The sequence below is a fragment of the Phenylobacterium terrae genome, from assembly GCF_042681205.1.
Lineage (GTDB): Bacteria > Pseudomonadota > Alphaproteobacteria > Caulobacterales > Caulobacteraceae > Phenylobacterium > Phenylobacterium terrae.
Window position 1 is genome coordinate 311471 of sequence record NZ_JBHUEY010000001.1, and the last position, 26259, is coordinate 337729.

Here is a 26259-nt window from a genome sequence, read left to right on the forward strand (position 1 = left end):
CTCTAAGGTCCGGCGGTTCTATATTGGCCCTGGACGCCACGGCGTCGCCGCCTCGGCCCGGCGGAGACCCCGCAGACGGTTTTGATGATCTTGGCGCCGCGACTAAGGTCCGGAAAAGCAGCGGAGCGACTCATGCCTCGAATGGCCTTCCGTGTGCAGACAATCCTGGCCGACGTCGCGATCGCCGCGGCCGCCTTCGTCGTCGCCTACACCATCGCCGTCGGCCGCTGGTCGAACCTCGGGATCGTCGGCGAGCCGGTGCTGATCGTGGCCCAGTACACCCTGCTGTACTCGGTGATCGCCGGCGGCTTCACGGTCATGTTCCGCCGGGAGCTATCGCCCTGGCGCTACGCCTCGATTCCCGACGCCCTGGTGCTGGCCCGCACGGCCGTGCTCACCGCCGGCGTTTTCCTGCTCGCCGTCTGGGTCCTCGACCGGGCGAGCACCCTGCCCCGCTCGGCCCTGGCGCTGGCGGCGGCGTTCCAGATGTTCGGCGCGGTGGCCGTGCGAATCGCGCGGCGCGCCCTGCACGAGCACGCGCTCGACATCCTGGCCCCGCTCCGGACCATCACCGACCGCACGCCGCGCGGGCCCTCGCTGCTGCTGATCGGCCCGCCGGCGCTGGCCGAGACCTACCTGCGCAACACCGCCCGCGGGCACGATTCCAGCTACACCCCGGTGGGCATCGTGGGTCCCGATCCGCGCGACGTCGGCCAGCAGGTGCGCGGCGTCTGCATCATCGAGAGCCTGCAGAACCTCGAGGCGGCCCTCGCCGACCTGCGCCGCTGGAACCGCTATCCGCGCGCGGTGCTGTTCCTCGACGAGCCGGCCCGTCTGAAGGGCCTCACCGCCGACCAGGTCGGCCGGCTGAAGAGCGACGGCATCCGCCTGCTGCGCATGCCCGGGATCATCGAGCTTCGCCAGCACGACGGCGTCACCCTCGTGCCGATGCGCGAGATCAGCGTCGAGGAGCTGCTGGCGCGCGACCCCATCGAGCTCGACCGCCGCCCGATCGCCAACCTGATCCGCGGCCGGCGGGTGCTGATCACCGGCGCCGGCGGCTCCATCGGCGCCGAGCTGTGCCGCCAGGTCTCCTCCTTCGGCTGCGCGCACATCACCCTGCTGGACGTCTCCGAGACCAGCCTGTTCGAGATCGACCGCGAGCTGGGCGAGACCTATCCGAAGCTGTCCCGCAACGCGGTGCTGTGCGACGTGCGCAACGCCCGGCGGGTGGCCGACGCCTTCATGGCCGAGAAGCCGGACATCGTCTTCCACGCCGCCGCCCTCAAGCACGTCTCGATGGTCGAGCGGCACCCGTGCGAGGGCGTGCTGACCAACGTCATCGGCACCTGGAACGTGGCCGAGGCGGCGCGCGCCTGCGGGGCCGCCCAGATGGTGCTGATCTCCACCGACAAGGCGGTCGACCCGACCAACGTCATGGGCGCGACCAAGCGCCTGGCCGAGGCGGTCATCCAGGCCCAGCAGGGCGACGACGGGGCCCGATTCGCCGCCGTGCGGTTCGGCAACGTGCTGGGCTCGGCCGGCTCTGTGGTGCCGATCTTCAAGTCCCAGATCGAGCGGGGCGGGCCGGTCACCGTCACCCACCAGGACATGACCCGCTTCTTCATGACCATCCCCGAGGCCTCGCAGCTGGTGCTGCACGCCACCGCCGCCTCGGCGGAGGGCGAGGCCAGCCACGCGCGGCTGTTCCTGCTGGAGATGGGCGAGCCGGTGCGGATCATGGACCTGGCCCGCCAGATGATCGCGCTCTCCGGCCGCGTGCCCGGCCGCGACATCGAGATCGAGATCACCGGCCTGCGGCCCGGCGAGAAGCTGACCGAGGCGCTGCTGGACGAGACCGAGCGCTCCGTGCCCTGCGCGCCGCAGGTGATGGAGGTGATCTCCAGCTCGGCCCTGCGGATCACCCGCGGCCACCTCGAAGAGCTCGAGGCGCTGGCCGAGCGGGGCGATGTGGACGCGGTCCGCCGCGCCCTGTTCGACCTGGTCTCGCAGATCCGCGGCGAAAAGGCCGGCGGACCGCCGAACCTGCGCGTCGTCGCCGGCGGCTAGCGGCCGGACAGGCCGCCGCAAAGTCGGCGCCGGATCAAGGCGCCTTCGCCGCATCGTCCCCCGCGGCTCGCCTGCCCAATCCGGGCGGGCGGCCCACGGACCGGCGCCGATCGGCCACAAAATGTCGGCCACGTAACTCTACGCGGAACATGGCCGTAACCGTGAGCGTTGACGTGCCAGCCCAGCTTACGCGGCGGCGGCCTCGCCGCTCGCCGTGCAGACCTGGCGACCTCGAGTATGCGTTTTCCCGCGGCGTCGATGCGGGTCTGGCTGGGAGATCGTCCGTGCCCAAACTGAAGAGGATGTTGGATATGCCGACTAACCGCACTGCGAGCGTCCGCCTCGCGATGGCCCTGGTGTTGGGCGGGCTGAGCCTCAGCGCCTGCGCCACCCGCGGATACGTGGACGAGCAGATCGCCGGGGTTAACGCTCGGGTCGACGCCGTGGACGCACGGGCGCAAGACGCTGCGCGCCGGGCCGACGCCGCCGCCGCCGCCGCGCAGCAGGCCGCGACCGACGCCCAGTCGGCCAACCAGCGGATCGATCAGCTGACCGGCCGGGTGGACCAGCTCGAACAAGCGCGTATGAGGACGCCCCGGAACTGACACCTTCACAGTAGAATAGGGGGGCCAAGGCGAGCTGGTCGGCGGGCGTCTTCGGCGCGTGCGGCAGGGCTCGGCTTGGCCCCTGATTCCAGTAGACCGCAGGCGACTTGAATGAAGACAGTGCTGACGGCCACAGCGTTCTGGCTGGGCGTAATCGGGGTGGGCGCGCCGTCGCTGGCGACCGCAGCCGTCGAGTCCAAGGAAGAGGCGCCGGCCGCCGCGCCGGCCTCCCACCAGGCGGCGCAGCTCGCCGACTGGATCATCGCTTCCGGCGACAACCGCGGCCTTCCGTTCGCCATCGTCGACAAGGCGACGGCCGAGGTGCTGGTGTTCGCCCCGGAAGGCGAGCTGCTCGGCGCGACGACCGCCCTGATCGGCGCCGCGTTCGGCGACGATTCGGTCCCCGGCATCGGCGACCGCGAACTGAACGAGATCGCGCCGGAGGAGCGCACCACCCCGGCCGGACGCTTCATGGCCGCCTACGGCCCCGCCAAGGGCCGCAAGAAGGTGCTGTGGGTGGACTACGCCACGGCGGTGTCGCTGCACCCGGTGGTCACCTCCAACCCGAAGGAGCGGCGCATGCAGCGGCTGCGCTCGCCAGAGCCGGACGACAACCGGATCACCTACGGCTGCATCAACGTGACCTCGGCCTTCTACAAGCAGATCGTGCGCCCGACCTTTTCCGGGCAAGGCGGCGTCTTCTACGTGCTGCCCGAATCCCGCTCGATGGCCGAAGTCTTCCCGGCCTTCCATTCGCCCCGCCACGCCGCGGCCGAAGCCAAGGACGAGCGGCGGCGCAAGCGCGTGCGGGGCCCCGATATCGCCGAGCCGTCGGACGAGCGCTGGCGCGAAGGTCCGCGCTCCATCAAGGCCCTGTTCGGTCGCTGGGGGCGGTAACTCCTACCTTACCGCGAAGCGGCGGGAGGCGGACCGCCCGCCCAATCCGGCAAGGGCCTGCTGAAGAGCGGGGGGCGGAGGGGGCGAGCCCACACACGGCGCCCACGACAGATTCAGCTGAGATGTTCGGGTCGCACTGGCTGCGGCCCGCCCCCTCCACCAGTCGCTCTTCGGCGACTGGTCCCCCTCCCGCCGCTTCGCGGGGGAGGTAAGGGATGCGGGCCGCTAGCCGCCTACTCCGCCGCGACTGTCACCGGGCGGGCCACCTTCTGCAGGCGGGCCAGCAGCTGCTCGTACTCGCGCCAGAGGGCCTTGGGCAGCCGCTCGCCGAACTTCTCGTAAGCCGGCGGGATCAGCGAGGCCTCTTCCAGCCAGACGGACGGATCGACGGTCAGCAGCAGGTTCAGCTGGGCCGGCGTGAGGTTCAGGCCCGACAGGTCCAGCGCCTCGGCGGTCGGCAGCCGGCCGATCGGGGTCTCGACCGCCTCGGCCTTGCCTTCCAGGCGGCCGACGATCCACTTCAGGACCCGCACGTTCTCGCCGAAGCCCGGCCACACGAACTTGCCGTTCTCGTCCTTGCGGAACCAGTTGACGAAGTAGATGCGCGGCAGCTTCGAGACGTCCGCCTGCTCGCCGATCTTCAACCAGTGGCCGAAGTAGTCGCCCATGTTGTAGCCGCAGAACGGCAGCATGGCGAACGGGTCGCGGCGCAGCTCGCCGATCTTGTTCTCGGCCGCCGCCGTGCCTTCCGAGGCGACGTTGGAGGCCATGAACACGCCGTGGGCCCAGTCGAAGGCCTCGGTGACCAGCGGCACGGCGCTGGCCCGGCGGCCGCCGAACAGGATGGCCGAGATCGGCACGCCGGCGGGATCCTCCCACTCGGGCGCGACCACCGGGCACTGGCTGGCCGGCACGGTGAAGCGGGCGTTCGGGTGGGCGGCCGGCTCCTTGGACTCCGGCGTCCAGTCGCGGCCGCGCCAGTCGGTCAGGTGGGCCGGCGGCTCCTTGGTGAGCCCTTCCCACCAGACGTCGCCGTCGTCGGTCAGGGCGACGTTGGTGAAGATGCAGTTGCCGTGCAAGGCCGCGACCGCGTTCTTGTTGGTCTCCTCGCCGGTGCCCGGGGCGACGCCGAAGAAGCCGGCCTCCGGGTTGATGGCGTAGAGCCGCCCGTCGGGCCCGAACCGCATCCAGCAGATGTCGTCGCCGATCGTCTCGGCCTTCCAGCCCGGCAGCGTCGGCTGCAGCATGGCCATGTTGGTCTTGCCGCAGGCGCTGGGGAAGGCGGCGGCCACGTAGTGGCTCTTGCCCTCCGGCGAGGTCAGCTTGAGGATCAGCATGTGCTCGGCGAGCCAGCCCTCGTCCCGGGCCATCACCGAGGCGATGCGCAGGGCGAAGCACTTCTTGCCGAGCAGGGCGTTGCCGCCGTAGCCGGAGCCGTAGCTCCAGATCTCCCGGGTCTCCGGGAAGTGGACGATGTACTTGATCTCGTTGCAGGGCCAGGGAACGTCCTGCTGGCCGGCCTCCAGCGGCGCGCCGACCGAGTGGACCGCCGGCACGAAGAAGCCGTCCTCGCCGAGCTCGTCCAGGGCGGCCTTGCCCATCCGGGTCATGATCTTCATCGACACGGCGACGTAGGCCGAATCGGTGATCTCGACGCCCAGGGCGGAGATCTTCGAGCCCAGCGGGCCCATGCAGAAGGGGACCACATACATGGTCCGGCCCTTCATGCAGCCGTCGAACAGGTTCTTCAGGTCGGCCCGCATCTCGTTGGGATCGAGCCAGTTGTTGGTCGGGCCGGCGTCTTCCGGCTTCTCGGAGCAGATGAAGGTGCGGCTCTCGACGCGGGCGACGTCACGCGGATCGGAGGCGGCGTAGAAGGAGTTGGGGCGCTTTTCCGGATTGAGCGGTTTCAGCGTGCCGGCCTTGACCAGCTCGGCGGTCAGCTCGTTCCACTCTTCGTCCGACCCGTCGCACCAGCGCACCCGGTCGGGCTTGGTGAGTTCGGCGATCCGCCTCACCCATTCTACCAGCTTGGCATGCCGGGTGGGGGCAGGCTCCAGGCCGGCCGGGACGCGGGATACGGTCATCAAGCACTCCTTCGCCGTTGGCAGGCGCCCAGAACTCTAATGCCCCGGTTCGGGTTCGCCGCTCGGCCGTTTGTGACGGGTTCCTTAAACTGTGGAGCTTGCGCTGCAAACCGGGCGCCGCCCAAAACGGCGCAGGGCGCCACGATGGTCGGCGCCTTCAGCACCGCCACGCCTCAGCATTGAGCCAAGTTCCGGCCATTCCACGCGCCTCCCCGGCTAGCCGCCCGACCAGCTGAGCCACCACGTCAGAAACGCAGTTGAGCGAGATTTTGATCCCGTCCCGGGTCAGGTGACGGGATTCCCCCAGCCGCGCCAGGAGAAGCTTAACTATTCATTAGGCGGAGGGGAACGGCCCGGGCGCATTGCACAGCAAGCAGCGGAGTTTCTGCGGCCGCCGGCTCTCCCAGCATGGCCTCTCCAACATTGAGGAGAGACGACATGGGACTGCTCGAGAACAAGGTCGTGATCATCACCGGGGCGAGCTCGGGAATCGGCCTGGCCGCCGCGCAGCTGTTCGCGCGCGAGGGCGCGCGCCTGGTGCTGAACGCCCGCCGCAAAGAGCCGCTCGCCCGGGCCGCCGCCGAGATCGACGCGACCGGCCGGGCGGTCGCCGTCGTGGCCGGCGACGTCGGCGAGGCCGACACCGCCCGGGCTCTGGTCGATACGGCGGTGGAGCGGTTCGGCGGGCTGGACGCGGCCCTGAACAACGCCGGCGACGTCGGCGTCCCCGGCCCGCTCGCCGAGGTGGACGAGGCCACATGGCGCAAGGTCCTCGACGTCAACCTCACCGCCGCCTTCCTCGGCGCGCGGCGACAGATCCCCGCCATGCTGGCGCGCGGCGGCGGTTCGATCATCTTCACGTCCAGCTTCGTGGGGCATGCCGCCGCCTTCCCGGGCCTTGGCCCCTATGCGGCCGCGAAGGCCGGTCTGGTGGGGCTCGCGCGCGCCATCGCCGTCGAGTACGGACCCGAAGGGGTGCGGGCGAACGCCCTGCTCTCCGGCGGGGTGGACACGCCGATGGGGCGCAGCGTCGCCGGAACCCCGGAGGCCCAGGCCCTGGTGCGCTCGCTGCACGCAGTGAAGCGTCAGGCCGAGCCCGAAGAGATCGCCCAGGCCGCGCTCTTCCTCGCCTCCGACCGCTCGAGCTTCGTCACCGGCTCGGCGATGTACGCCGACGGCGGCGCCTCGATCTGCAAGGTGTGAGGCCCGACGGCGAGGCCACGTCCAAGGCAAGCCGCTCGACCGCCAAGACCGCCGCAAGCGCTGAGATTTGTGCGATGACCATCGGCGCCTCTTGGCGGTCTTGGCGGTCCAATGATGAGCCCGCCGGTGATCGCAGAGGCCCGGTTTCAAGGACAGGAAGCCCTATGCGCATCGCCCTCGCCGCCGCCGCCTCGCTCGCCGCCCTCTTCGGCGCGGCCCCGGCCATTTCGGCGCCGGCCGTGGCCCACGTCGCCATCGTGCAGCACCCCGACCAGCGGGGCGACAGGCTGAGGTATGTCGCCCGCGCGCAGCGCTGCAAGGACGAGTTCTTCAAGGAGCTGCGGCTGGCCGACGGGCGAGCCCGCCCGCCGTCGTGGGCCTACGAACCCGGCCCGGCGACCGCGCCGAGCCCGACGATCCGGCTGATCCTGGACGAAGGCGGCCTGCCCGCCGCCCAGGTCCTCGTCGCGGCCGTGAACGTGTGCCTCGACTCCCAGGGCCTGGCCGGCGTCAGGGCCGTGCTCTCGGCCGAGCCGTCGCCGGACGCGCCGCTCGAGTAGGATGGCGAGGCCGCCTTGCACCCGGCCCCTCTCGTTCCCGCCCTTAGCCCTGACGGGCGTCAAGCGCGGCGCGCCGCCGCTCAGAGCGCCTTGGAGTGGCGCACCGCCTCGGGGGCGAAATAGGCGTCGAAGCAGGCGCTGACCGAGCGGACCAAGATGCGGCCCTTGTCGGTGATCGCGATCTTGCCGCCGTCGATGGCCACCAGTCCGTCCGCCTCGAACGGGGCCAGCTTGTCGACCGCCGGGGCGAGCTCGGCCACCTTGCGGCCGTGCCGGGCGCAGATCGCCGCCAGGTCGACGGCGAAGTCGCACATCATCCGCTCGATGATCTCGCCGCGGAACCGGTCCTCGTCGGTCACCGGCGCGCCCCGGGCGATCGGCAGCCGGCCCTGGTCCACGGCCGCGCGCCACCCCACCTCCTGGGCGATGTTCTGGACGAATCCCTGGGGGAGCGAGCCGATGGCCGAGACCCCGACGCCCAGCAGGGTGCGGGCGGAGTCGGTGGTGTAGCCCTGGAAATTGCGCCGCAGCCGGCGCTCGGCGTGGGCGATGGCCAGCTCGTCGGTCGGCAGGGCGAAATGGTCGATGCCGATGCGGACATAACCCTCGGCCTGCAGCCGCTCGGCGGCCGACTCGCTCTGGTCGAGCCGCTCCGCGGGTCCCGGCAGGGCCTGCTCCTCGATCAGCTGCTGGTGGCTCTTCATCCACGGGACGTGGGCGTAGCCGAACAGCGCCAGCCGCTCGGGCTTGAAGGTAAGGATCCTGTCGACCGTGGCCAGCACGTTCTGCGTCGTCTGGTAGGGCAGGCCGTACATCAGGTCGAGGTTCAGCGAGCGGACCCTGATCTCGCGCAGCGCCGCCACGCAGACGGCGATCTCCTCGTAGCTCTCGCGCCGGTTCACCGCCTCCTGCACCTGGGGATCCAGGGTTTGCACGCCCAGGCTGGCGCGGTTCAGGCCGTTGCGGCCGGCGGCCAGCACCCAGTCGCGGGTCAGGCTGGCCGGGTCCAGCTCGGCGGCGATCTCGGCGCCCTCTTCGAAGCCGAACACCCGGCGCAGCTCGGCGACGATGGCGTCCAGCTCCTCGATGGCCAACATGTTGGGCGTGCCGCCGCCGAAGTGCAGGCCGCTGGCGCGCAGCGGGCCCGGAAGCGCGCCTTCCAGCATGGCGATCTCGCGCAGCAGGTAGCGGACGTATTCGCCGATCGGCTCGTGCCGGTTCACTGCCCGGGTGTTGCAGCCGCAGTACCAGCACAGCCGCGAACAGAACGGCACGTGGACGTAGAGGCTGACCGCCTCGTCCGCCGGCAGGGCCTTGAGCCAGCCGCGATAGGTCTCTTCCTGCACGTCCGGCGTGAACTGCACCGCCGTCGGATAGCTGGTGTATCGCGGCGCGCGGCCGTCGTACCTGGCGATGAGCTCGGGCGTGGGTCGGGGGGTCGGACGGACGGGGGTCAGGAGGTCGGTTGCAGGCATGGCCCCGCAATGCCTTGGCGCCGGACGCCCGGCCCTGATCTGGATCAAGCCGGAACTAGGTCCGGCTAAGTCGATACAAGTCCTCGGGGGTATTGGCGCTGGCGAAGGGGTCCGGCTCCGGCGCGCCCCAGTCGACCAACCGCAGTCCCGCCTCCTCGGCGAAGCCGCGGAGCGATCGCCCACCCCGGGCGGCGTAGTCGGCCAGCGCGGCGGCCAAGGTCGATCTCCAGAGGGCGCAGGCCGGCTGCCACTGGCCATGGCTCACCGGCATGGCGACGCCCTGCCCGGCGGTCAGCGCTTCGGCGAGCCGCCCGGCCAGGTCCTCGGGAAGCAGCGGCGCATCGCAGGGCGCCGTCAGGACCGCCTCGGCGCCGACCGACTCGGCGAAGGCGACAGCCGATGCGAGCCCTGAGAGCGGCCCCGCCAGGTCGGCGCGGTCGATCAGCAGCGGCGCGTCGACCAAGCCGACCTGATCCGCGGAACGCACCGCGACGGCGACGTCGGGGGCGAAGCGGCGGGCCTTGCGCAACGCCTCCTCAAGCAAGGTTCCTTCCCGCCAGGCGCGCAGCGGCTTGCTGCCCCCCATCCGCCGGCCTTCCCCACCGGCCAGGACGACGGCGGCCAGGCGGAGACTCATCCGATCCGGCTCCGCGCCTGGCCCTCAGCGGCGCATCGATGATCGACCCCTTGGTCCAACCTGGATCTCCTCGTCCCCGGCAGCGGCTCCTCCGTACGACTACTTAAGCGCATTCCCCGAATTTCGCCTCGCCCAGCCGAGCCGTACCTCTGAGGCGCTGGCGAGGAGCAAGACAGATGTCTCTGGCGTATGCGTTCGAAGATCTCGGTGATCCGGCCCAGGACGGGCTGGCCGACGCGCTCATGCGGCACGGTGTGCGCATGGCCTTCGCCAAGGACGAGGAGATCTATGCCCAGGAGGATGGGACCGAGTTCGTATACGCCGTCGTCCGCGGCGGCGTGCGCACCATCCGCCTGATGAGCGACGGCCGCCGCCAGATCGGCGAGTTCTACTACGCCGGCGAGGTCTTCGGTCTGGAGCCCGGCCCTGAGCGCCGCTACGCCGCCGAAGCGCTCTGCGAATGCGAGGTCCTGGTGCTCAAGCGCTCCGCCTTGCGCAGGCTCGCCGACGACGAGTCCCTGGAGCGGGCGGTGTGGCAGGCCACCCGCCGCGAACTCGAACGCACTCAGGGCCACCTCATGCTGCTCGGCCGCAAGACGGCCTGCGAGCGGGTCGCCAGCTTCCTCGCCGACATGGTCGAGCGCCGCGGATCCGGCGCCGTCGATCTGCCGATGAGCCGACAGGACATCGCCGACTACCTGGGCCTGACCATCGAGACCGTTTCACGCATGCTGACCCAGCTGCAGACCAGCCGGATCGTCGAGTTCGCCGGCTGTCGTCACTTCCAGGTCAGGAACCACGACGCCCTCTCCCGGCTCGCCGCCTGACCAGCGCCGCACCGGATCGTCGCGTCGGGCACGGGAGTTGGCTAGGTTGCCTCACCAACCGGGGGCGAGCGGCCAGTCACGTGTTCGAGCGACCAGCAAGTCCGAGAGGGCCGATCCGCCGCCCACTGGCCGCCTATGCGTTCGCCCTCGCCGCGACGATAGCCACCGCCGCCCTCCGCCTGCTGCTGGATCCCGAGTTGCAGGACCAAGCCCTCTTCCTGCTGTTCGTGCCGGCGGTCGCCATCAGCGCCGCGGTCGGCGGCCTGGGCCCTGCCCTTCTGGCGAGCGGCCTCGCGCTCACCATGCTCGCCGCCATCACCGGATCTCCTCTGCTGACCGACGCGGCCAACCAGGTCAGCGCCCTCGCCTTCGTCGCCATCGGCCTCGGGGCCGGCGTGGCGGGCGAATACCTGCGCCGCACCGTGGCCCGCCGCGAAGAGGCCCTGCGGGAGCTGCGCCAGCGCGAGGCGCATCTCCAGTCGATCCTCGACACCATCCCCGATGCGATGATCGTCATCGACGAGAAGGGGCTGATGCAGTCGTTCAGCGCCGCTGCAGAGCGGCTGTTCGGCTGGGCGGCGCCGGAAGCCGTCGGGCGCAACGTCAGCATGCTGATGCCCAGCCCGTATCGGGAGGAGCATGACGGCTACCTTCAGCGGTACCTCGCGACCGGCGAACGCCGCATCATCGGCATCGGCCGGGTGGTCGTGGGCGAACGCAAGGACGGGTCCACCTTCCCCATGGAGCTGGCGGTCGGGGAGATGCGCTCGGCGGAGCGGCGCTACTTCACCGGTTTCGTCCGTGACCTGTCCGAGCGGCAGGAGGCGGAGCGGCGTCTGCAGGACCTGCAGTCCGAACTGGTGCACGTCTCGCGCCTGACCTCGATGGGCGAGATGGCCTCGGCCCTGGCGCACGAGCTCAACCAGCCGCTGTCGGCCATCGCCAACTACGTCAAAGGCTCGGTGCGGCTGATCGACAGCGGGCGGGGCGATCCGGAGAAGCTGAAGGGGGCGCTCACCCAGGCCGGCGAGCAGGCGCTGCGGGCCGGCACCATCATTCGCCGCCTGCGCGACTTCGCCGCCCGCGGCGAGGTCGAGCGCCGCATCGAGAGCCTTCCCCAACTGATCGAGGAGGCCGGCGCCCTGGCCCTGGTCGGGGCGAAGGAGTACGGCATCCGCGTCCGCTACGATCTCGACCGGCGCGCCGAACTGGTGCTGGCCGACAAGGTGCAGATCCAGCAGGTGGTGCTCAACCTGATGCGCAACGCCGTCGACGCGATGCACGAGACGCCCCGGCGCGAACTGTGGGTCGCCACCCGCCAGGCGCCGGATGACATGATCGAGGTCATCGTCTCCGACACCGGCCCAGGGATCAGCCCGCAGATCGCCGACCAGCTCTTCCAGCCTTTCATCACCACCAAGAGCCAGGGCATGGGCGTCGGGCTGTCCATCTCGCGCACCATCGTCGAGGCCCACGGCGGCCGCATCTGGGTCGAGCCCAACCGCGACGGCGGCGCCGACTTCCACTTCACACTGCGCGCCGCGCGCCTGGAGGAACTGAGCGACAGTGACTGACCCTGTTGTCCATGTGATCGACGACGACCCGGCGATGCGGGAGTCCCTCACCTTCCTGCTCGACAGCGCCGGCCTGAAGGCGGCGACCTACGAGTCCGCCGTCGACTTCCTGGCGGCCGGCGATCCCGCGCCCGGATGCATCGTCAGCGACGTGCGCATGCCGGAGATGAGCGGCCTGGAGCTGACGCGGCGCCTCAAGGAGCGCGGCGTGCCCCACCCGGTGATCATGATCACCGGCCACGGCGACGTGCCGCTGGCGGTCGAAGCCATGAAGGCCGGAGTCGTGGATTTCCTGGAGAAGCCCTTCGACGACGAGGCGCTTCTCTCCGCCATCCGCACGGCGCTCTCCGCCCGCGGCCGGGAGGCGGAAGAAGACGAGGAGCGGCGACGCTTCCATACGCTGCTGGAGCAGCTCTCGCCCAGGGAGACCGACGTGCTGCGCGGCATCGTCGCCGGCAAACCCAACAAGGTGATCGCCTTCGACTTGGGGATCAGCCCTCGGACGGTCGAGGTCTATCGGGCCAATGTGATGACCAAGACCGGAGCCGGGAGCCTCTCCGAACTCGTCCGCATGGCCCTGCTGGCCGGCTTTTAGCGCCCGCGCGCCTCAAGCGGGCCGATCGTCCCCGTCCTCGATGAGGATCCGCGCCGCGTCGCCGGCCGGGTCCTCGTACTGGCCGCTGCGCAGCGTCCACCAGAAGGCCCCGAGGCCTGCCAGGCCCAGGGCCAGCGAGAACGGCGCGAGCAGGAAGAAGATGTTCATGCGGACCTCCCGGCCCGCGCCAGGCGCAGGGCGTTGAGGGTGACGACCAGCGAGGAGCCGGACATGGCCAGGGCCGCGACCAGGGGGTTGACGAAGCCCAGCATCGCCGCCGGCGCCGCCACGAGGTTGTAGAGCGCCGAGAAGCCGAAGTTCTCCAGCGCCCGGCCGCGGGCCGAGCGGGCCACGTCGATCGCCTCGACGATCGCCCCAAGCCCCTCCGCAGAAAACACCAGGTCGGCGGCGTTCTGGCTGGCCTCCAGGGCCGAGCCGGGGGCCATGGCCGCATGCGCCTTGGCCAGCGCAGCCGCATCGTTGAGCCCGTCGCCGACCATCAGCACCTTGCGCCCCCCCGCGGCCAGGGCGTCGACCGCGCTGGCCTTCTCCTGCGGCGTGAGGCCCGCCCGCCAGGCGCCGACGCCGGCCTCCTCCGCCGCGCGCGCCACGGGCGCGGCCAGGTCGCCGGAGAGGATCTCGACGCTCAGGCCCCGCCGCTTCAGGGCGGCCACGGCCTCGGCGGCGTCAGGCCGCAGCTGGTCGGAGAAGCGGAACCGCACCTTGAGGTCGTCCTCGAAGCCGAACCACAGCTCCGTCTCGCTGGCGCCGCCGCCTTGGACGCCGACGAAGGCGGCGCGGCCGAGGCGGGCGCGCCGGCCGCCGATCAGCCCCTCGATCCCCTGCCCCGCGTGCTCGACGACGCCGTCGGCCATCGGGCCGGGCCCGGCCTGCGCCGCCAGCGACCGGGCCAGCGGGTGGGCCGAGGCCCGGGCCAGCGGCGCGGCCTGGGCGACGAGGGCGGCCGGCGCGTCCAGCAGCCGCGGCCGGCCCTCGGTGAGCACGCCGGTCTTGTCGAGGACCACGTGGTCGATCTCGGCCAGCCGCTCCAGGGCCGCGCCGGACTTGACCAGCACGCCCCTGCGGAACAGCCGCCCCGAGGCGGTGATCTGCACCGCCGGCACCGCCAGCCCCAGCGCGCAGGGACAGGTGATGATCAGCACCGCCACAGCCCGCAGCAGCGCCTCGCGCGGCCCCAGGCCCAGCGCCCAGCCGCCCGCGAAGGTGGCCGCCGCCAGGGTGTGCACCACCGGCACGTAGACCGCCGCCGCCTTGTCCGCGAGGCGGACGTAGAGCGACTTGGTCTGCGCCCCGGCCTCCACCAGCCGGGCGATCGCCGCCACGGCCGAGTCCTCGGACCTGGCCAGCGCGCGCAGCTTCATGGGGGCGGTCAGGTTGAGAGCGCCGGCCCGGCAAACCGCGCCCGGCCCTGTCTCCACCGGCCGCGTCTCGCCGGTCAGCAGCGCGTTGTCGAGGGTCGAGGCGCCCTCGATCACCTCGGCGTCCACCGGCGTGCGCTCGCCGGGCCGGACGATCAGCAGGTCGCCGACCGCCACCTCGCTCAGCGGCGTGCGCCGCTCCACCCCGTCCGCCCCGAGCACCGCCGCGACGGGGGCCTGCATGGCCAAGAGGTCGGCCGCCGCGCTCTTGGCGCGGGCCCTCAGCCGATGGTCCAGCCAGCGGCCGATGAGCAGCAGGAAGAGCAGCGAGACGGCGGCGTCGAAATAGGCGTCGCGGCCGCGCAGCACCGTCTCGACGAAGCTGATGGCCAGCGTCAGCAGCACGCCGATGGAGATCGGCACGTCCATGTTGGCCCGCCCCCGCCGCAGCGAGCGCCAGGCGGACTCGAAGAACGGCAGGCCGGCGTAGAGCGCGCACGGCGCACCAACGATGGCCGACGCCCACATCATCATCGTGCGGGCCGCAGGCCCCAGCTCCTGTCCGAACAGTCCGGCCCAGATCGGCACCGAGAACATCATCGCGTTCATCGCGCCGAACCCGGCGACGGCGAGCGCCAGGGTCAGCCGCCGACCCTCGGCGTCGTGGGCCAGCTGCGCCTGGCCGGGATCGTACGGGGTCGCCGGATAGCCCAGGCCGTCCAGGGCCCGCACCACCGCGGCCGGATCGCCGGCGCCCTCGTAGGTCACCGTCAGCTTGCCGCTGGTCAGGTTCAGCCGCGCCGAGGCGACGTTCGGCAGGCCGGCCACCGCCGTCTCGATCTTGGCGAGGCAGGCGGCGCAGCGGGCGCCCTTGACCAGCAGCTCGAGGCTGGCCTGGCCGCGGGGGGTCTTGCGCAGGAAGGCGGAGAAGTCCGCGCCCGGCGCGAGGTCGTAGGTCAGGGCCATGAGACCCTCCGTTCGGCTTCGAAGCGGGCGCCCTGCCCGTCCTGGGCGGCCACCGTCAGGTCCCAGGCCCCGGCGGCTCCGGCCGCCGACGCTTCGTAGTCGCCCGGCGCGCGCTCGGTGAAGGCCAGCGCGCGGGCGCCGCTCTCGGTCGCCGGCCGCTGCAGCTTGCCGGCGAGGCTCAGGCCGGTCAGCGGAGCGCCCTCGCGGTCGCGCAACCGAACCAGCACGGCCCCGGGCTCGGCCGCCACGCCCGCGGTCCAGCCGAGCTGCTGCTGGGCTTCCAGCTGGGCGATGCGCCGGTTGAAGGCCAGCCCGTCCTCGTACGGGGTGACGGACACCTCACCCGGATAGGTCTTCAGCGCCTGCACGACGAACACGGCGTCGATGGCGATGATTGCGGCGAAGAAGCCGACCACGCCGGCCAGGACGTGCCAGCCCTTGATGACGAACGGGGCATTGGAAGCGGTGCGGCTCATGGGTTGGCGGCTCCGGAGAGGAAGGCGGTCTCGGCCTGCGCGGTCGCCTGGGCGGTGCGGACGGTGAAGCGGGCCGGCATGTTGGCGGCGGTCAGCGCCTCCTTGGGCGCGATCACGAACAGCCGCACGGCGCGCGTCTGGTTGGGCTCGACGCGGGCGGTGAGCGGACCTTCGGCGGCGTCCTGGCCGGGCGTCTTGAGCCTGGCGCCGGCCACGCCCTCGAAGCGGATCTCCACGTCCTGCGGCTGGAAGCTGCGATTGGCGATCTTCAGGGTGTAGCCGTCGCGGACAGAGCCGTCCTTCAGGCGCACGAAGGTGGGGTTGCGGTCGCGCAGCACGTGCAGGTCGAGACTGGTCCTCTCGGTGAAGCCCCAGGCCATCGCCGCCGAGACCAGCAGGAGCGCCACCGCGTAGTAGAGGGTGCGCGGACGGATCAGCTTGTAGACGGCCGCCTCGCCGCGGCTGCGGGCGGCGACGGCCGCGTCGGTGTCATAGGCGATCAGGCCCTTCGGACGGCCGAGCTTGCCCATGATCTCGTCGCAGGCGTCGATGCACAGGCCGCAGTTGATGCACTCGAACTGCGGGCCGTTGCGGATGTCGATGCCCATCGGACAGACCACGACGCACTGGTTGCAGTCCACGCAGTCGCCGCGGCCCTCCCAGGTCTGGCCCTTCTTGTGCGCCCCGCGCGGCTCGCCGCGGTCGAAGCGGTAGGTGACCTGCAAAGAGTGGTCGTCGAGCATCGCGCCCTGGATGCGCGGCCAGGGGCACATGAAGTGGCAGACCTGCTCGCGCATGTGGCCGGCCAGCACGTAGGTCGTGAAGGTCAGGACCGCGCAGGAGACGTAGGCCGTCATCGGCGCCTTCCCGACCCAGAACTCCCGGATCAGCGTGGGCGCGTCGTGGAAGTAGAAGATCCAGGCGCCGCCGGTGGCGAAGGCCACGGCCAGCCAGACGGCGTGCTTGCCGCTCTTGCGCCAGAGCTTGTTCAAGCTCATCGGCGCCGCGTCGAGCCGCATGCGGGCGTTGCGGTCGCCCTCGAACAGCCGCTCCACATAGAGGTAGAGGTCGGTCCAGACCGTCTGCGGGCAGGCGTAGCCGCACCACAGCCGCCCGAACAGGGCGTTGGACAGGAACAGCGCCAGCGCCGCCATCACCAGCAGGCCGGTGATGAAATAGACCTCCTGCGGCCACAGCTGGATGAAGAAGAAGTAGAAGCGCTCGCCGGTGAAATCGACCAGCACGGCCTGGTCCGGCAGGTCCCCGGGGCGCTCCCACCGGATCCACGGGGTGACGTAGTAGATCCCCAGCGTGGCGATCAGCAGCGCCCACTTGATCGCCCGCCACCGGCCGTGGACCAGCTTGGGATAGATCGGGGTGCGCTTCTTGTAGAGGCCGCCGCCGGGGTCGCCCTTGTCCCGCGCCTTCTGGGCGGCCGAGACCGGGCGCCTGGCCGGCGCTTCGCCTGTCTTACGCGAGACTGTGTCGATGACGACGGTCATGACGGGCGCCGGCTACTGCCCCCCGGCGTTGGCGTGGATGTAGACGGCGAGCGCCTTGAGCGTCTCCGGGTCGAACCGGGCTTCCCAGGTCGGCATGACGCCGTTGCGGCCGTTGGCGATCTGGCCGCGGATGTCGTCGCGCTCGTCGCCATAGAGCCACTCGCCGTCGGTCAGGTCGGGCGCGCCCTTGGACACATCGCCCTTGCCGGCCGGGCCGTGGCAGGCGGCGCACTGCTCGGCGAAGACCGGCGCGGCGCGGCCGGCGGCGGCGGCGTCCGCCTTGCGGCCGGACAGCGCCACCACATACTCCGTCAGGTCCGCGATCTGCGCCGCGCTCAGCAGCTGGTCGCGGCCGAAGGCGGGCATCTGCGAAGTGCGCGCGTCCGGCTGGTCCGTGCGCACGCCGGCGCGGATGGTGTGGTGGATGTCTTCCAGGCTCCCGCCCCACAGCCACACGTCGTCGCGCAGGTTGGGATACCCCTTGGCGCCGGTGCCGCCGACGCCGTGGCAGGTGGCGCAGTTGTCGCCGAACACCGACTGGCCGACGGCCAGGGCGTAGGCCTGCAGCTCGGGATCCTGCTCGATCTGCTGCAGGCTGGCGGTCTTCAGCCTCACCGCGCCCTCGCCGCGCACCTCTTCCAGCGCCGCCAGCTGGCGCGCGACGTCGGCGCGGTCGGACTGGCCGAGCACGCCGGTGGTGTGGCCGCTGATGCCGGGCCAGGCCGGCATCAGCACCCAGTAGACGACGGCCCAGGCGACGGTGAGCCACAGCACCCACAGCCACCACCTGGGCAGCGGGTTGTTGAGTTCCTTGATGCCGTCCCACTCGTGTCCGGTGGTCTCGACGCCGGTGACCTCGTCGCTCTCACGCTGCGACATTGTCGTCATCGTCCTTTTCGAGGGGCGCGCGCGCAGCCCGTTGGAATTCTTCGCGTTTTCTGGGCCAGAAGGCGTAGGCGACGCCCGCCAGGAAGACGGCGGCGAAGTAGAGCGTCCCGCCCTGCTGGGCGAACTGGGCGACGGTTTCGTAGGAGAGGCCGCTCACCGCAGGTTCTCCGCGTCCCGGGCCTTGTAGGTCTTGAAGTCGACCAGCGTGCCGAGCATCTGCAGGTAGGCGATCAGGGCGTCCATTTCGGTGACCCGGTTCGGGTCGCCGTCGAAGTCGCGCTGGATCACTTTGTCGCCGTAGCGGGCCTTCAGGTCCCTGGGGCTGGCGAAAGGATCGGCCTGGGTCTCCAGGTCGGCCCTGGCGTTCTCCAGCATCGCCGCGGTGTAGGGCACCCCGACCCGCTGCTGGGCGGTCAGCTTGGCCACGATGTCGCGGTACTCGAGATCCTTGTCGGCCAGGAAGGCGTAGGGCGGCATCACCGACTCCGGCACCAGCGCGCGCGGGTCGATCAGGTGGTCCTTGTGCCAGCTGTCCGAATACTTGCCGCCGACGCGGGCCAGGTCCGGCCCGGTGCGCTTGGAGCCCCACTGGAACGGGTGGTCGTACATGCTCTCGGCCGCCAGGCTGTAGTGGCCGTAGCGCTCCACCTCGTCGCGCAGCGGGCGGATCATCTGCGAGTGGCAGGTGTAGCAGCCCTCGCGGATGTAGATGTCCCGGCCGGCCAGCTCGAGCGGGGTGTAGGGGCGAACGCCCTTCACCTTCTCGATCGTGCTCTCCAGCCAGAACAGCGGGGCGATCTCGATCAGGCCGCCGATGGAGACGGCGATCAGGATCCCGATGGCGAGCACGATGGAGTTGCGCTCGAACTTGGCGTGATGCTTCCACATGGGGGAGGTCCCTTACTCGGCCGCGACGAGCGCGGGGGCGGCGGGACCCTGGGCCTGGGCGGCCGGCTCGGCGGCCGGGCTCGGCATGCGGATCGTACGCCACACGTTGTAGACCATGATCAGCGCGCCGGAGAGGAACATGACGCCTCCCAGGGTGCGGATGATGTTGGGGATGTGCTTGGCCGCGACGGTCTCGACGAAGGCGTTCGCGAGGTAGCCCTGGGGCGTGTACTCACGCCACATCAGGCCTTCCATGATCCCGGAGACCCACATCGAGGAGATGTAGAGGAGGATGCCGGTGGTCGCGATCCAGAAGTGCCACTCGATGAGGGCCGTGGACCACATCCGCTCCTTCTTCCAGAGCCAGGGGACCATGCAGTAGACGCAGGCGAAGGTGATGAAGCCGTTCCAGCCCAGCGCGCCCGAGTGCACGTGGCCGACCGTCCAGTCGGTGTAGTGGGAGAGCGAGTTGACCGCCCGCACGCTCATCAGCGGGCCTTCGAACGTCGCCATGCCGTAGAAGGCCATGGCCACGACCATCATGCGGATCACCGGGTCGGTGCGGATCTTGTCCCACGCGCCCTGCAGCGTCATGAACCCGTTGATCATGCCGCCCCACGAGGGCATCCACAGCATGATCGAGAAGGTCATGCCGAGCGTCTGGGCCCACTGCGGCAGCGCCGTGAAGTGCAGGTGGTGCGGGCCCGCCCAGATGTAGATGAAGATCAGCGACCAGAAGTGGACGATGCTGAGCCGGTAGGAATAGACCGGCCGCTCCGCGCGCTTGGGCACGAAGTAGTACATCATCGCCAGGAACGGCACGGTCAGGAAGAACGCCACCGCGTTGTGGCCGTACCACCACTGGATCAGCGCATCCTGCACCCCGGCGTAGGCCGAGTAGCTCTTGGACTCCAGCAGACCCACCGGCATCGCGGCGTTGTTGACGATGTGCAGCAGCGCGACGGTGACGATGAACGCCAGGTAGAACCAGTTGGCCACGTAGATGTGGGGTTCCTTGCGCTTCCAGAGCGTGCCCAGGAAGACCAGCAGGTAGGCGACCCAGACGATGGTCAGCCACAGGTCCACGTACCACTCCGGCTCGGCGTACTCGCGCGACTGGGTAATGCCGGCCAGGTAGCCGGTGGCCGCCAGGACGATGAACAGCTGATAGCCCCAGAACACGAACCAGGGCGCGACGCCGCCCGCCAGCCGGGCCTTGCTGGTGCGCTGGACCACGTAGAAGCTGGTGGCGATCAGGGCGTTGCCGCCGAAGGCGAAGATCACCGCCGAGGTGTGCAGCGGCCGCACCCGTCCGAAGTTCAGCCAGCCGTGCTCGGGGAAGTAGAGCAACTCCGGCCAGGACAGCTGGGCGGCGGCGAACACGCCCACGCTCAGGCCCACAACGGCCCAGAACATGGTGGCGATGACCCCGGCGCGGATCACGCCGTCCTCGTACCGCGAGGGATCGATGCGGAACCGGCCGGAGTTGAGCCCGACGGTCATCACCGACGAGGCGATCAGGCCGGCGACGACGAACACCCACCCGTGCAACCGGAACAGGCGGTCGTCGCTGAAGGCGGTGGCCATCAGCGCGCCGAGCGTGCCCAGGGCGGTCAGGGCGTAGAGCAGGAGGGCGCCGAGGGGCGCGCCATCCTCTTTGACTGCGATCAAGGTCATAGCGCCACAGCTGGATTGAACGGTGACGCCGTGAGTGGCCGATCGCGTCGCGATGGGCCTTGATCTGCGTCAAGGCAGGTCCGCTGCGGCCGCGGCCACATGGCTGTCGTTTCCGGAGGCCAACCCGATGCGCGACCGTCCCGTGCGGCTGCAGACCCTGCTCGCCACCCTCTCCTTCTCGGGCGCCGCGCTCTCGGCGGAGATGGCCTGGCTGCACGCCCGCGGCCTGCACCTGGCCGACGCCTTCTGCGGCGTTGCGCCGCGCGAGCATTGCGGATGGTGCGTTGCGGCGGTGGCCCTTGGCCTCACCGGCGCGGCGGCGCTGATTCATGGCCGCCGTGACTCGCGGGCGGAGCAGCCGGCGCGGGTCCGGCGGCGCTGGACCACGGCCGACTGAGGTCCGGCCATTGCGGTGGTGGTACGGGCGGCCGGGGTCGAACCGGCACGAGCCTTACGGCCCTACGGATTTTCGTACCACTTCGGCTTTCGCCGCCGCCGATCGGCGTTCGTGGTCTGGACTATCCCTTCGCCCTGGCCCGAAGGCTGTAGGCGCCGCCCGTCTAGTCTCTACACCTTCCTGAGGAGCGGTCTCCCCAGGCTTGGCTCGGGATTCCCATCTGACAGGGTTCCCCGAGTTTGAGCGGTTCTACGTCCGGGGTTTCCCCCAGCGCACTCAAGGCCCGAAGCCCAAGTCCGTTGCGTCTACCAATTCCGCCACGCCCGCGTGACGGTCCCGGCTTGCCACAGGGGAACAAGGTCCGTCCATACGGATTGGCCGGTTCGCGCAAGGCGCGCCTGGGCGTTCGCCGGCGCGCGGCCTCCCGCGCCGCAGCTTCGAGGCGGAGGGATCGCGCGGCCCCCCGCCCCCGGGGCCGCCGATCATGGTTGCTACTGGTTCGGGTTCACCGACTGGGCGGCGTTCTCGGCCGCACTGCCGACGCTCTCGGCCGCGCCGCCGACGCTTTCGGCCACGCTGGAGGCCGCGCCGCTGATCGCCTGAGTCTCCGCCGCTTCCTGACGGTTCATGTTCAGCAGGAAGAAGGCGATGATGGCGACGAGGGCCAGGACGGCGATGCCGATGATCACGCCGCCGACGCCCGAGCCGCCGCGCTCGACATAGGTCGTGCCGCCGCCCTCGTTGCGCTCGACGGTGCGCTCGCTGGTCAGGCCGTCGGTACGATCAGTCACTCGTTCGGTAGCCATGGGGAAAACTCTCCTCTGTGCAGCTACCAGAACGGCCCGCTTGCAAATGACGTTCCCGACGGGTCGGCCAGGCGACTCTTCGCTCAGGCGGTCGCGACCTCCGCGAGCCTCTCGACGCCGGCCCCCTGCAGCGCCTCGATCAGCTCGGAAACGGCCCGTCCGACCTCGTCCGGATCGCGCCCCCGCAGCACCAGGTTCGACCCGAAGCCCTCCGGTCCATAGAAGGGGTAGCTGCCCAGGCTCATCGCCGGGTGGGCCTTGGCCACCCGCTCCAGCGGCTCGGCGATCACCCCCTCGCCCTGGCCTTCCACGCGCACGGTGCGCGAGACCACCACCGCCCCGCCCTTCAGCCGCGGCCCGACGTCTTCCAGCATGCCGCGCATGATCTGCGGCACGCCGGCCAGGACGAAGACGTTGCCGATGGTGAAGCCGGGCGGGCCCTGGACCGGGTTCTTCACCAGCTCGCCGCCGACCGGCACCCGGGCCATGCGCCGGCGCGCCGCCGTCAGGTTGTCCGGCCCCCAGCGGGCCTCCATCATGCCGATGATCTCCGGGTGCTCGTAGAGCTCCACCCCGAAGGCGGCGGCCACCGCGTCGGCGGTGATGTCGTCGTGGGTCGGGCCGATGCCGCCGGTGGTGATGACGTAGTCGTAGCGATCCCGCAGGGCGTTCAGCGCCGCCACGATCTCCTCCAGCACGTCGGGGACGGTGCGGGCCTCCAGCAGGTCGACGCCGTGCGCCCCGAGGAATCTGGCGATGTCGCGCAGGTTGGTGTCCTGGGTGCGGCCGGAGAGGATCTCGTCCCCGATGATCAGCACCGCCGCGCTCGCCCCGCCCCCGCCCGGACTCCCCATCGCCGCGTCCCTCGCCTTAATCGGATGACCCTTGCCTTTCGGACTACCCCCGCCCGTGGAGTTTCCGCAACCGCTCGTCCGCGGCCGCGCAGGTCAGCCGAAGTCGTGAGCCATTCGCAGCACGCGGTTGGAGCCGGTCCTCAGCGTCTGCTCGGCTCGGCCGATCTCGCGAAAGCCCATCGCGCGCCAGAAGGCGAGCGCGGACGGGTTCTGCTCCTGCACGACCAGCTGGATGCGGCGCGCCCCGTGGGCGGCGGCCCACCGCCGCATGGCCGCGTAGACAGCCGCGCCTAGGCCGCCGCCCCGGAGTTTCGGGTCGAGCAGGAGAAGGCCGAGATACCAGGTCTTGGGATCGGGATAGCCCTGCAGCACCTCCAGCACGCCGACCAGGCCCCCGTCGCGCCGCAGTCCGATGAGGAGCTTGCGCGCCGCCGAGAGCCCCTCGGGCCGATCCTGGATCAGTTGCGCCGCGTCCTCGCGTTCCGGCGGATATCCCTTCACAAGCTCGAAGAACCCCGAGCACGTGCTCATGAACGCAAGCAACTCGTCGATGTCGGGATCGCCCAACTGCTGCGATGCGAGGCTGGCCGCGGTCACGTCCAATCCGCCGACCATGCGAACTCGATCCTCGTTCGAAGCGTCGCGCCCTTGGGCGACTTGCCGAATGATCTTAGCGGCACGATTCCGTGTAGGAACACCTCCATGCACTTCCCCTCCCCCCTCGTCCGCGGCCGCCTCGTCCAGCGCTACAAGCGCTTCTTCGCCGACGTGGTGCTGGAGGACGGAACGGCGATCACCGCCCACTGCCCCAACCCCGGCGCGATGCTGGGGCTGAACATGCCCGGGCTGCCGGTGTGGCTGTCGCGCTCGGACGATCCCAAGCGCAAGCTGGCGCACACCCTGGAGCTGGTGGAGGTCGACGGCGGGATCGTCGGGATCAACACCATGCACCCCAACCGGCTGGTGGCCGAGGCGCTGGCGGAGGGGGCGATCGCCGAGGTGGCGGGCTACGAGCGGATCCGGCGGGAGGTGAAGTACGGGTCGGCCAGCCGGGTCGACTTCCTGCTGGAAAGCGACAACGCCCCGCCCTGCTATCTCGAGGTGAAGAACGTCCACCTGCGCCGCTCGGGCACGCTGGCCGAGTTCCCTGACTGCGTGGCGGCCCGCTCGCTGAAGCATCTGCAGGAGCTGGAGGCCGAGGTCGCCAGAGGGAACCGGGCGGTGATGCTGTTCGTCATCCAGAGGACGGACTGCGACGCCTTCGCCGCCTGCTCCGACCTCGACCCGAAATATGCCGCGGGGCTGACCGCGGCGGCCCGGGCGGGGGTTGAGGTTCTGTGCTACGATTGCGACATAGGCCCGGAAGCCATCAAGATCGCGCGGCGCCGCCCCTGGGTGGACGCGCCGGCCCTCGCGGCCGCGGAGTAACCCTATGAACGACACCGGCGTCCTCGAGGTCGAGAGCCGCACCGGCCAGCCCAAGATCCACGGGCCCGAGGCCTTCGAAGGCATGCGCAGGGCCGGGCGGATCGCCGCCGAGTGCCTGGACATGCTGACCCCGCATGTGAAGCCCGGCGCGGTCACCGCCGAGCTCGACCGGCTGGCGCGCGAGTTCGTGCTGGACCAGGGCGCCCTGCCCGCCTGTCTGTTCTACCGCGGCTACGGCCACACGGTCTGCATCTCGCCGAACCACGTGGTCTGCCACGGCATCCCCTCCGACCGGGCCCTGCGCGAAGGCGACATCGTCAACATCGACGTCACCGTCATCGTCGACGGCTGGCACGGCGACACCTCGCGGATGTACGGCGTCGGCGCGGTCTCCCCGCGCGCCAAGCGGCTGATCGACGTGACCTACGAGGCGCTGGACCGCGGCCTGGCGGCGGCCAAGCCCGGCGCGCGGACCGGCGACATCGGCCATGCGATCCAGAGCTATGTGGAATCCATGCGCTGCTCGGTGGTGCGCGACTTCTGCGGCCACGGCCTGGGCAAGGTGTTCCACGATGCCCCCAACATCCTGCACTTCGGCCAGCCCGGCACGGGCGAGCTGCTGAGGCCGGGCATGTTCTTCACCATCGAGCCGATGGTGAACCTCGGCAAGCACCCGGTGAAGCTGCTCGCCGACGGCTGGACGGCGGTGACGCGGGACAAGTCGCTCTCGGCCCAGTGCGAGCACTCGATCGGGATCACCGAGGACGGGATCGAGATCTTCACGGGCTCGCCGGCAGGGATCTTCAAGCCGCCGGTGGTGAGCGCCTAGGGCGGGGGCCCTCTCAGGACGCCTCCTCCAGAAATCCCCTCAGCATCGCCGTCCGCTCCTGGGTCAGCCGCGCGGCGAGCGCGTCGGGGGAAACCTGCGGATACTTCACCTTGGCGAAGGCGAGCCAGGCGTCGCGGTACCTCAGCCAGATGCGTTGCGTGGCGCGGATGTCGTCCGGCGCCACGGTTCCCCAGTCGAGGCGGGTGTCCTCGCCGGCGTTCATCACCTGCCGATAGACCCGGTTGAGCTCGGCGTCTGCGGGCGCGAGGCCGCCGCTCGGCGCCTTTCCGGCCTCGAGCTCCGTCAGCAGCGCCTTGAACGCGTCGCGCTGCCGCTCCTCCTCGCCCAGCGAGAGGGCCGCACGCATTGTGCCGGACATGTCCACCTCATTCTCTGCGCGGGCGGCGATGAAGGCGTCCGCGGCCGTGCGAAGGGCGGCGAACGCTTTGCGCTCGGGCGGGCTCCAGGCGGCGGTCAGCGTGGCGATCTCGGCCTCGCGCTTCGCCCCGTCGATGCGTGCGAAGTGGGCGGCGCACACCCCCATCATCCGTCCGCTGGTGACGTGGTCGCACCAGTGGAAGCTCTCAGGGGGCGACGAGCCTGCCAGGTCGCGCACTCGTCCGTCGACCTCGGCGGGAGCGCTGTCCTCGTCCTGGCAGGCCAGGCGTATCGCCAACCGGGTGTCGCGCCCCGCGCCGACACCGTTGGCGTAGACGGTGGCCAGGATGGTGCGGCCGGCGAAGTAGCCGGCGTCCGAGGCGGCCGTCCCCTCCAACTCCAGAATAGCGCACTTCCGCGCCGCGACCGGATCGGCCGGGCGGCCTATGCCGTAGTAGAGCGCCTCGGAGTCGCAGCCCTTCAGCTGGGCGGCCTCGGCGGCGGTCGGCCGGTCGGCGGCCGGGACCGTGCGATCCCTCACATCGCGGCAGATCGCCCGGGATTCGGGGTAGCTGTCGGCCCACTCGGCGTCGTCGCTCCAGTCGGCGCCGGCGGCCGCGAGCGCGAGCGCGGCGGCGGCGAGGCCGACGAAGCCTGCGACGATGGTCCTTTTCGTCATGTTCCGCCCCAGGTGTTCGGCGGAAGGCTAGCAGCGGGCCGTGCGCCCTAGAACCCCACCGCCACGCCGCCCTGGAACAGGCGGGCCGCATCCAGCATCACAGCGCGGTTCACGGCGGCCATAAGGCGCGAGACCAGGATGGGCTTGGTCACGAAGTCGGCGAAGCCAAGCGAGAGGTAGTCGGGCAGGCTGCGGGTGACCGCGTCGGCGGTCAGGGCGATCACCGGCGTCTCCTGGTTGGGCCCTTCGAGGGCGCGCAGGCGGGCCACCGTCTCGATGCCGCTCATCTGCGGCATGTGGATGTCCATCAGCACGACGTCGTAGCGCCGCCTGGCCAGCCGCTCGAGCGCCTCGGCCCCGCTCCAGGCCTGGTCGGCGCCGTGACCGAAGGCGGACATGATCTCCTTGACCACGACCAGGTTCATCGCCTCGTCGTCGACGTGCAGCACCCGCAGCTGCCGGCGCGGCTCCAGGCCCTCGCCGTCGCAGGCGGCGGGCTCTTCGATGGGCGAAAAACGCTTGGCGAAACTCGACAAGGCACCGAACTCCTCGGCAGGCCGAATTCGTCGGCCCACGTTGAGG

Annotated in this window: 27 protein-coding genes; 11 read left to right on the top strand and 16 right to left on the bottom strand. The window is 70.7% G+C overall.

Annotated elements, in window-relative coordinates:
- The first annotated feature begins 141 nt into the window (after positions 1 to 141).
- The 3 genes from ACFSC0_RS01495 (at position 142) to ACFSC0_RS01505 (ending at position 3572) form a co-directional block, all read left to right on the top strand.
- Positions 142 to 2070 (top strand): polysaccharide biosynthesis protein, encoded by a 1929-nt coding sequence (locus ACFSC0_RS01495; RefSeq protein WP_377355037.1) that lies wholly within the window; start codon positions 142 to 144, stop codon positions 2068 to 2070.
- A gap of 347 nt (positions 2071 to 2417) precedes the next feature.
- The gene (locus ACFSC0_RS01500; RefSeq protein ID WP_377355039.1) at positions 2418 to 2675 is read left to right on the top strand and encodes a hypothetical protein; all 258 of its coding nucleotides are present in this window, start codon (positions 2418 to 2420) and stop codon (positions 2673 to 2675) included.
- A gap of 111 nt (positions 2676 to 2786) precedes the next feature.
- Positions 2787 to 3572: a L,D-transpeptidase gene (locus tag ACFSC0_RS01505; RefSeq protein WP_377281117.1), complete on the top strand. Its 786-nt coding sequence runs from the start codon at positions 2787 to 2789 to the stop codon at positions 3570 to 3572.
- A 233-nt stretch (positions 3573 to 3805) separates the two neighbouring features.
- Here the strand turns inward: ACFSC0_RS01505 and ACFSC0_RS01510 are convergent, their stop codons facing one another.
- Positions 3806 to 5659, bottom strand: a complete 1854-nt coding sequence (locus ACFSC0_RS01510) for a phosphoenolpyruvate carboxykinase (GTP) (RefSeq protein WP_377281116.1) — start codon at positions 5657 to 5659, stop codon at positions 3806 to 3808.
- Between the two features lie 438 nt (positions 5660 to 6097).
- Here ACFSC0_RS01510 and ACFSC0_RS01515 point away from each other — a divergent pair, with 438 nt between their 5' ends.
- Positions 6098 to 6862 carry an SDR family oxidoreductase gene (locus tag ACFSC0_RS01515; protein WP_377281115.1) on the top strand — a complete coding sequence of 255 codons (765 nt, stop codon included), beginning with the start codon at positions 6098 to 6100 and terminating at the stop codon, positions 6860 to 6862.
- 164 nt (positions 6863 to 7026) lie between these two features.
- Positions 7027 to 7422 (top strand): hypothetical protein, encoded by a 396-nt coding sequence (locus ACFSC0_RS01520; protein ID WP_377281114.1) that lies wholly within the window; start codon positions 7027 to 7029, stop codon positions 7420 to 7422.
- A gap of 80 nt (positions 7423 to 7502) precedes the next feature.
- On the opposite strand, the gene hemN is transcribed toward ACFSC0_RS01520, so the two are convergent.
- Entirely contained in the window at positions 7503 to 8897 is a 1395-nt protein-coding gene (gene hemN, locus ACFSC0_RS01525; RefSeq protein ID WP_377281113.1) for an oxygen-independent coproporphyrinogen III oxidase, read from the bottom strand.
- Between the two features lie 55 nt (positions 8898 to 8952).
- Positions 8953 to 9534, bottom strand: a complete 582-nt coding sequence (gene mobA, locus ACFSC0_RS01530; RefSeq protein ID WP_377281112.1) for a molybdenum cofactor guanylyltransferase — start codon at positions 9532 to 9534, stop codon at positions 8953 to 8955.
- Between the two features lie 176 nt (positions 9535 to 9710).
- Here mobA and ACFSC0_RS01535 point away from each other — a divergent pair, with 176 nt between their 5' ends.
- The 3 genes from ACFSC0_RS01535 (at position 9711) to fixJ (ending at position 12530) form a co-directional block, all read left to right on the top strand.
- On the top strand, positions 9711 to 10361 hold the full coding sequence (locus ACFSC0_RS01535; protein ID WP_377281111.1) for a helix-turn-helix domain-containing protein: 651 nt from the start codon (positions 9711 to 9713) through the stop codon (positions 10359 to 10361).
- An 80-nt stretch (positions 10362 to 10441) separates the two neighbouring features.
- A complete protein-coding gene (locus ACFSC0_RS01540; protein ID WP_377281110.1) occupies positions 10442 to 11935 on the top strand; it encodes a PAS domain S-box protein in 1494 nt (497 codons plus the stop codon).
- Positions 11928 to 12530, top strand: a complete 603-nt coding sequence (gene fixJ, locus ACFSC0_RS01545) for a response regulator FixJ (protein ID WP_377281109.1) — start codon at positions 11928 to 11930, stop codon at positions 12528 to 12530. The genes ACFSC0_RS01540 and fixJ overlap by 8 nt, the downstream gene beginning before the upstream one ends.
- Positions 12531 to 12542: 12 nt before the next feature.
- Here fixJ and ccoS read toward each other — a convergent pair whose 3' ends face one another.
- From ccoS to ccoN, 8 genes are read right to left on the bottom strand one after another with little or no spacing between them, the layout of a single operon-like run.
- Entirely contained in the window at positions 12543 to 12698 is a 156-nt protein-coding gene (gene ccoS, locus ACFSC0_RS01550; RefSeq protein ID WP_377281108.1) for a cbb3-type cytochrome oxidase assembly protein CcoS, read from the bottom strand.
- The gene (locus tag ACFSC0_RS01555) at positions 12695 to 14869 is read right to left on the bottom strand and encodes a heavy metal translocating P-type ATPase (protein WP_377281429.1); all 2175 of its coding nucleotides are present in this window, start codon (positions 14867 to 14869) and stop codon (positions 12695 to 12697) included. The genes ccoS and ACFSC0_RS01555 overlap by 4 nt, the downstream gene beginning before the upstream one ends.
- Positions 14866 to 15351: a FixH family protein gene (locus ACFSC0_RS01560; protein WP_377281107.1), complete on the bottom strand. Its 486-nt coding sequence runs from the start codon at positions 15349 to 15351 to the stop codon at positions 14866 to 14868. Before ACFSC0_RS01560 ends, ACFSC0_RS01555 begins: the two co-directional genes overlap by 4 nt.
- Complete coding sequence (gene ccoG, locus ACFSC0_RS01565; RefSeq protein WP_377281106.1) at positions 15348 to 16853, bottom strand: cytochrome c oxidase accessory protein CcoG; 1506 nt, start codon at positions 16851 to 16853, stop codon at positions 15348 to 15350. Before ccoG ends, ACFSC0_RS01560 begins: the two co-directional genes overlap by 4 nt.
- A gap of 12 nt (positions 16854 to 16865) precedes the next feature.
- Entirely contained in the window at positions 16866 to 17732 is an 867-nt protein-coding gene (ccoP, locus tag ACFSC0_RS01570; protein WP_377281105.1) for a cytochrome-c oxidase, cbb3-type subunit III, read from the bottom strand.
- Entirely contained in the window at positions 17719 to 17898 is a 180-nt protein-coding gene (locus tag ACFSC0_RS01575) for a cbb3-type cytochrome c oxidase subunit 3 (RefSeq protein WP_377281104.1), read from the bottom strand. Before ACFSC0_RS01575 ends, ccoP begins: the two co-directional genes overlap by 14 nt.
- The gene (ccoO, locus tag ACFSC0_RS01580; protein WP_377281103.1) at positions 17895 to 18629 is read right to left on the bottom strand and encodes a cytochrome-c oxidase, cbb3-type subunit II; all 735 of its coding nucleotides are present in this window, start codon (positions 18627 to 18629) and stop codon (positions 17895 to 17897) included. Before ccoO ends, ACFSC0_RS01575 begins: the two co-directional genes overlap by 4 nt.
- A 12-nt stretch (positions 18630 to 18641) precedes the next feature.
- Complete coding sequence (gene ccoN, locus ACFSC0_RS01585; RefSeq protein ID WP_377281428.1) at positions 18642 to 20216, bottom strand: cytochrome-c oxidase, cbb3-type subunit I; 1575 nt, start codon at positions 20214 to 20216, stop codon at positions 18642 to 18644.
- A 217-nt stretch (positions 20217 to 20433) separates the two neighbouring features.
- Here ccoN and ACFSC0_RS01590 point away from each other — a divergent pair, with 217 nt between their 5' ends.
- Positions 20434 to 20703: a hypothetical protein gene (locus ACFSC0_RS01590; RefSeq protein ID WP_377281102.1), complete on the top strand. Its 270-nt coding sequence runs from the start codon at positions 20434 to 20436 to the stop codon at positions 20701 to 20703.
- A 491-nt stretch (positions 20704 to 21194) separates the two neighbouring features.
- Here ACFSC0_RS01590 and ACFSC0_RS01595 read toward each other — a convergent pair whose 3' ends face one another.
- From ACFSC0_RS01595 to ACFSC0_RS01605, 3 genes are all read right to left on the bottom strand, one after another.
- The gene (locus ACFSC0_RS01595; protein ID WP_377355042.1) at positions 21195 to 21494 is read right to left on the bottom strand and encodes a hypothetical protein; all 300 of its coding nucleotides are present in this window, start codon (positions 21492 to 21494) and stop codon (positions 21195 to 21197) included.
- A 98-nt stretch (positions 21495 to 21592) separates the two neighbouring features.
- Complete coding sequence (locus tag ACFSC0_RS01600; protein ID WP_377281100.1) at positions 21593 to 22363, bottom strand: competence/damage-inducible protein A; 771 nt, start codon at positions 22361 to 22363, stop codon at positions 21593 to 21595.
- A gap of 93 nt (positions 22364 to 22456) precedes the next feature.
- The gene (locus ACFSC0_RS01605; protein ID WP_377281099.1) at positions 22457 to 22978 is read right to left on the bottom strand and encodes a GNAT family N-acetyltransferase; all 522 of its coding nucleotides are present in this window, start codon (positions 22976 to 22978) and stop codon (positions 22457 to 22459) included.
- Between the two features lie 87 nt (positions 22979 to 23065).
- Here ACFSC0_RS01605 and sfsA point away from each other — a divergent pair, with 87 nt between their 5' ends.
- The gene (gene sfsA / locus ACFSC0_RS01610) at positions 23066 to 23791 is read left to right on the top strand and encodes a DNA/RNA nuclease SfsA (protein ID WP_377281098.1); all 726 of its coding nucleotides are present in this window, start codon (positions 23066 to 23068) and stop codon (positions 23789 to 23791) included.
- A 4-nt stretch (positions 23792 to 23795) separates the two neighbouring features.
- Positions 23796 to 24620 (top strand): type I methionyl aminopeptidase, encoded by an 825-nt coding sequence (gene map, locus ACFSC0_RS01615; RefSeq protein WP_377281097.1) that lies wholly within the window; start codon positions 23796 to 23798, stop codon positions 24618 to 24620.
- 13 nt (positions 24621 to 24633) lie between these two features.
- On the opposite strand, the gene ACFSC0_RS01620 is transcribed toward map, so the two are convergent.
- Both ACFSC0_RS01620 and ACFSC0_RS01625 read right to left on the bottom strand, forming a co-directional pair.
- The gene (locus tag ACFSC0_RS01620) at positions 24634 to 25677 is read right to left on the bottom strand and encodes a lysozyme inhibitor LprI family protein (RefSeq protein ID WP_377281096.1); all 1044 of its coding nucleotides are present in this window, start codon (positions 25675 to 25677) and stop codon (positions 24634 to 24636) included.
- A gap of 47 nt (positions 25678 to 25724) precedes the next feature.
- Positions 25725 to 26213, bottom strand: a complete 489-nt coding sequence (locus ACFSC0_RS01625; RefSeq protein ID WP_377281095.1) for a response regulator — start codon at positions 26211 to 26213, stop codon at positions 25725 to 25727.
- Between the last annotated feature and the right edge of the window lie 46 nt (positions 26214 to 26259).

Excerpts from the sequence above, each read along its gene's own strand:
- ACFSC0_RS01495 (WP_377355037.1), top strand. The coding sequence starts at position 142 with ATGGCCTTCCGTGTGCAGACAATCCTGGCCGACGTCGCGATCGCCGCG.
- ACFSC0_RS01500 (WP_377355039.1), top strand. The coding sequence starts at position 2,418 with ATGGCCCTGGTGTTGGGCGGGCTGAGCCTCAGCGCCTGCGCCACCCGC.
- ACFSC0_RS01505 (WP_377281117.1), top strand. The coding sequence starts at position 2,787 with ATGAAGACAGTGCTGACGGCCACAGCGTTCTGGCTGGGCGTAATCGGG.
- ACFSC0_RS01510 (WP_377281116.1), bottom strand. The coding sequence starts at position 5,659 with ATGACCGTATCCCGCGTCCCGGCCGGCCTGGAGCCTGCCCCCACCCGG.
- ACFSC0_RS01515 (WP_377281115.1), top strand. The coding sequence starts at position 6,098 with ATGGGACTGCTCGAGAACAAGGTCGTGATCATCACCGGGGCGAGCTCG.
- ACFSC0_RS01520 (WP_377281114.1), top strand. The coding sequence starts at position 7,027 with ATGCGCATCGCCCTCGCCGCCGCCGCCTCGCTCGCCGCCCTCTTCGGC.
- hemN (WP_377281113.1), bottom strand. The coding sequence starts at position 8,897 with ATGCCTGCAACCGACCTCCTGACCCCCGTCCGTCCGACCCCCCGACCC.
- mobA (WP_377281112.1), bottom strand. The coding sequence starts at position 9,534 with ATGAGTCTCCGCCTGGCCGCCGTCGTCCTGGCCGGTGGGGAAGGCCGG.
- ACFSC0_RS01535 (WP_377281111.1), top strand. The coding sequence starts at position 9,711 with ATGTCTCTGGCGTATGCGTTCGAAGATCTCGGTGATCCGGCCCAGGAC.
- ccoS (WP_377281108.1), bottom strand. The coding sequence starts at position 12,698 with ATGAACATCTTCTTCCTGCTCGCGCCGTTCTCGCTGGCCCTGGGCCTG.
- ACFSC0_RS01560 (WP_377281107.1), bottom strand. The coding sequence starts at position 15,351 with ATGAGCCGCACCGCTTCCAATGCCCCGTTCGTCATCAAGGGCTGGCAC.
- ccoG (WP_377281106.1), bottom strand. The coding sequence starts at position 16,853 with ATGACCGTCGTCATCGACACAGTCTCGCGTAAGACAGGCGAAGCGCCG.
- ccoP (WP_377281105.1), bottom strand. The coding sequence starts at position 17,732 with ATGTCGCAGCGTGAGAGCGACGAGGTCACCGGCGTCGAGACCACCGGA.
- ccoO (WP_377281103.1), bottom strand. The coding sequence starts at position 18,629 with ATGTGGAAGCATCACGCCAAGTTCGAGCGCAACTCCATCGTGCTCGCC.
- ccoN (WP_377281428.1), bottom strand. The coding sequence starts at position 20,216 with ATGGCCACCGCCTTCAGCGACGACCGCCTGTTCCGGTTGCACGGGTGG.
- ACFSC0_RS01590 (WP_377281102.1), top strand. The coding sequence starts at position 20,434 with ATGCGCGACCGTCCCGTGCGGCTGCAGACCCTGCTCGCCACCCTCTCC.
- ACFSC0_RS01600 (WP_377281100.1), bottom strand. The coding sequence starts at position 22,363 with ATGGGGAGTCCGGGCGGGGGCGGGGCGAGCGCGGCGGTGCTGATCATC.
- ACFSC0_RS01605 (WP_377281099.1), bottom strand. The coding sequence starts at position 22,978 with ATGGTCGGCGGATTGGACGTGACCGCGGCCAGCCTCGCATCGCAGCAG.
- sfsA (WP_377281098.1), top strand. The coding sequence starts at position 23,066 with ATGCACTTCCCCTCCCCCCTCGTCCGCGGCCGCCTCGTCCAGCGCTAC.
- map (WP_377281097.1), top strand. The coding sequence starts at position 23,796 with ATGAACGACACCGGCGTCCTCGAGGTCGAGAGCCGCACCGGCCAGCCC.
- ACFSC0_RS01620 (WP_377281096.1), bottom strand. The coding sequence starts at position 25,677 with ATGACGAAAAGGACCATCGTCGCAGGCTTCGTCGGCCTCGCCGCCGCC.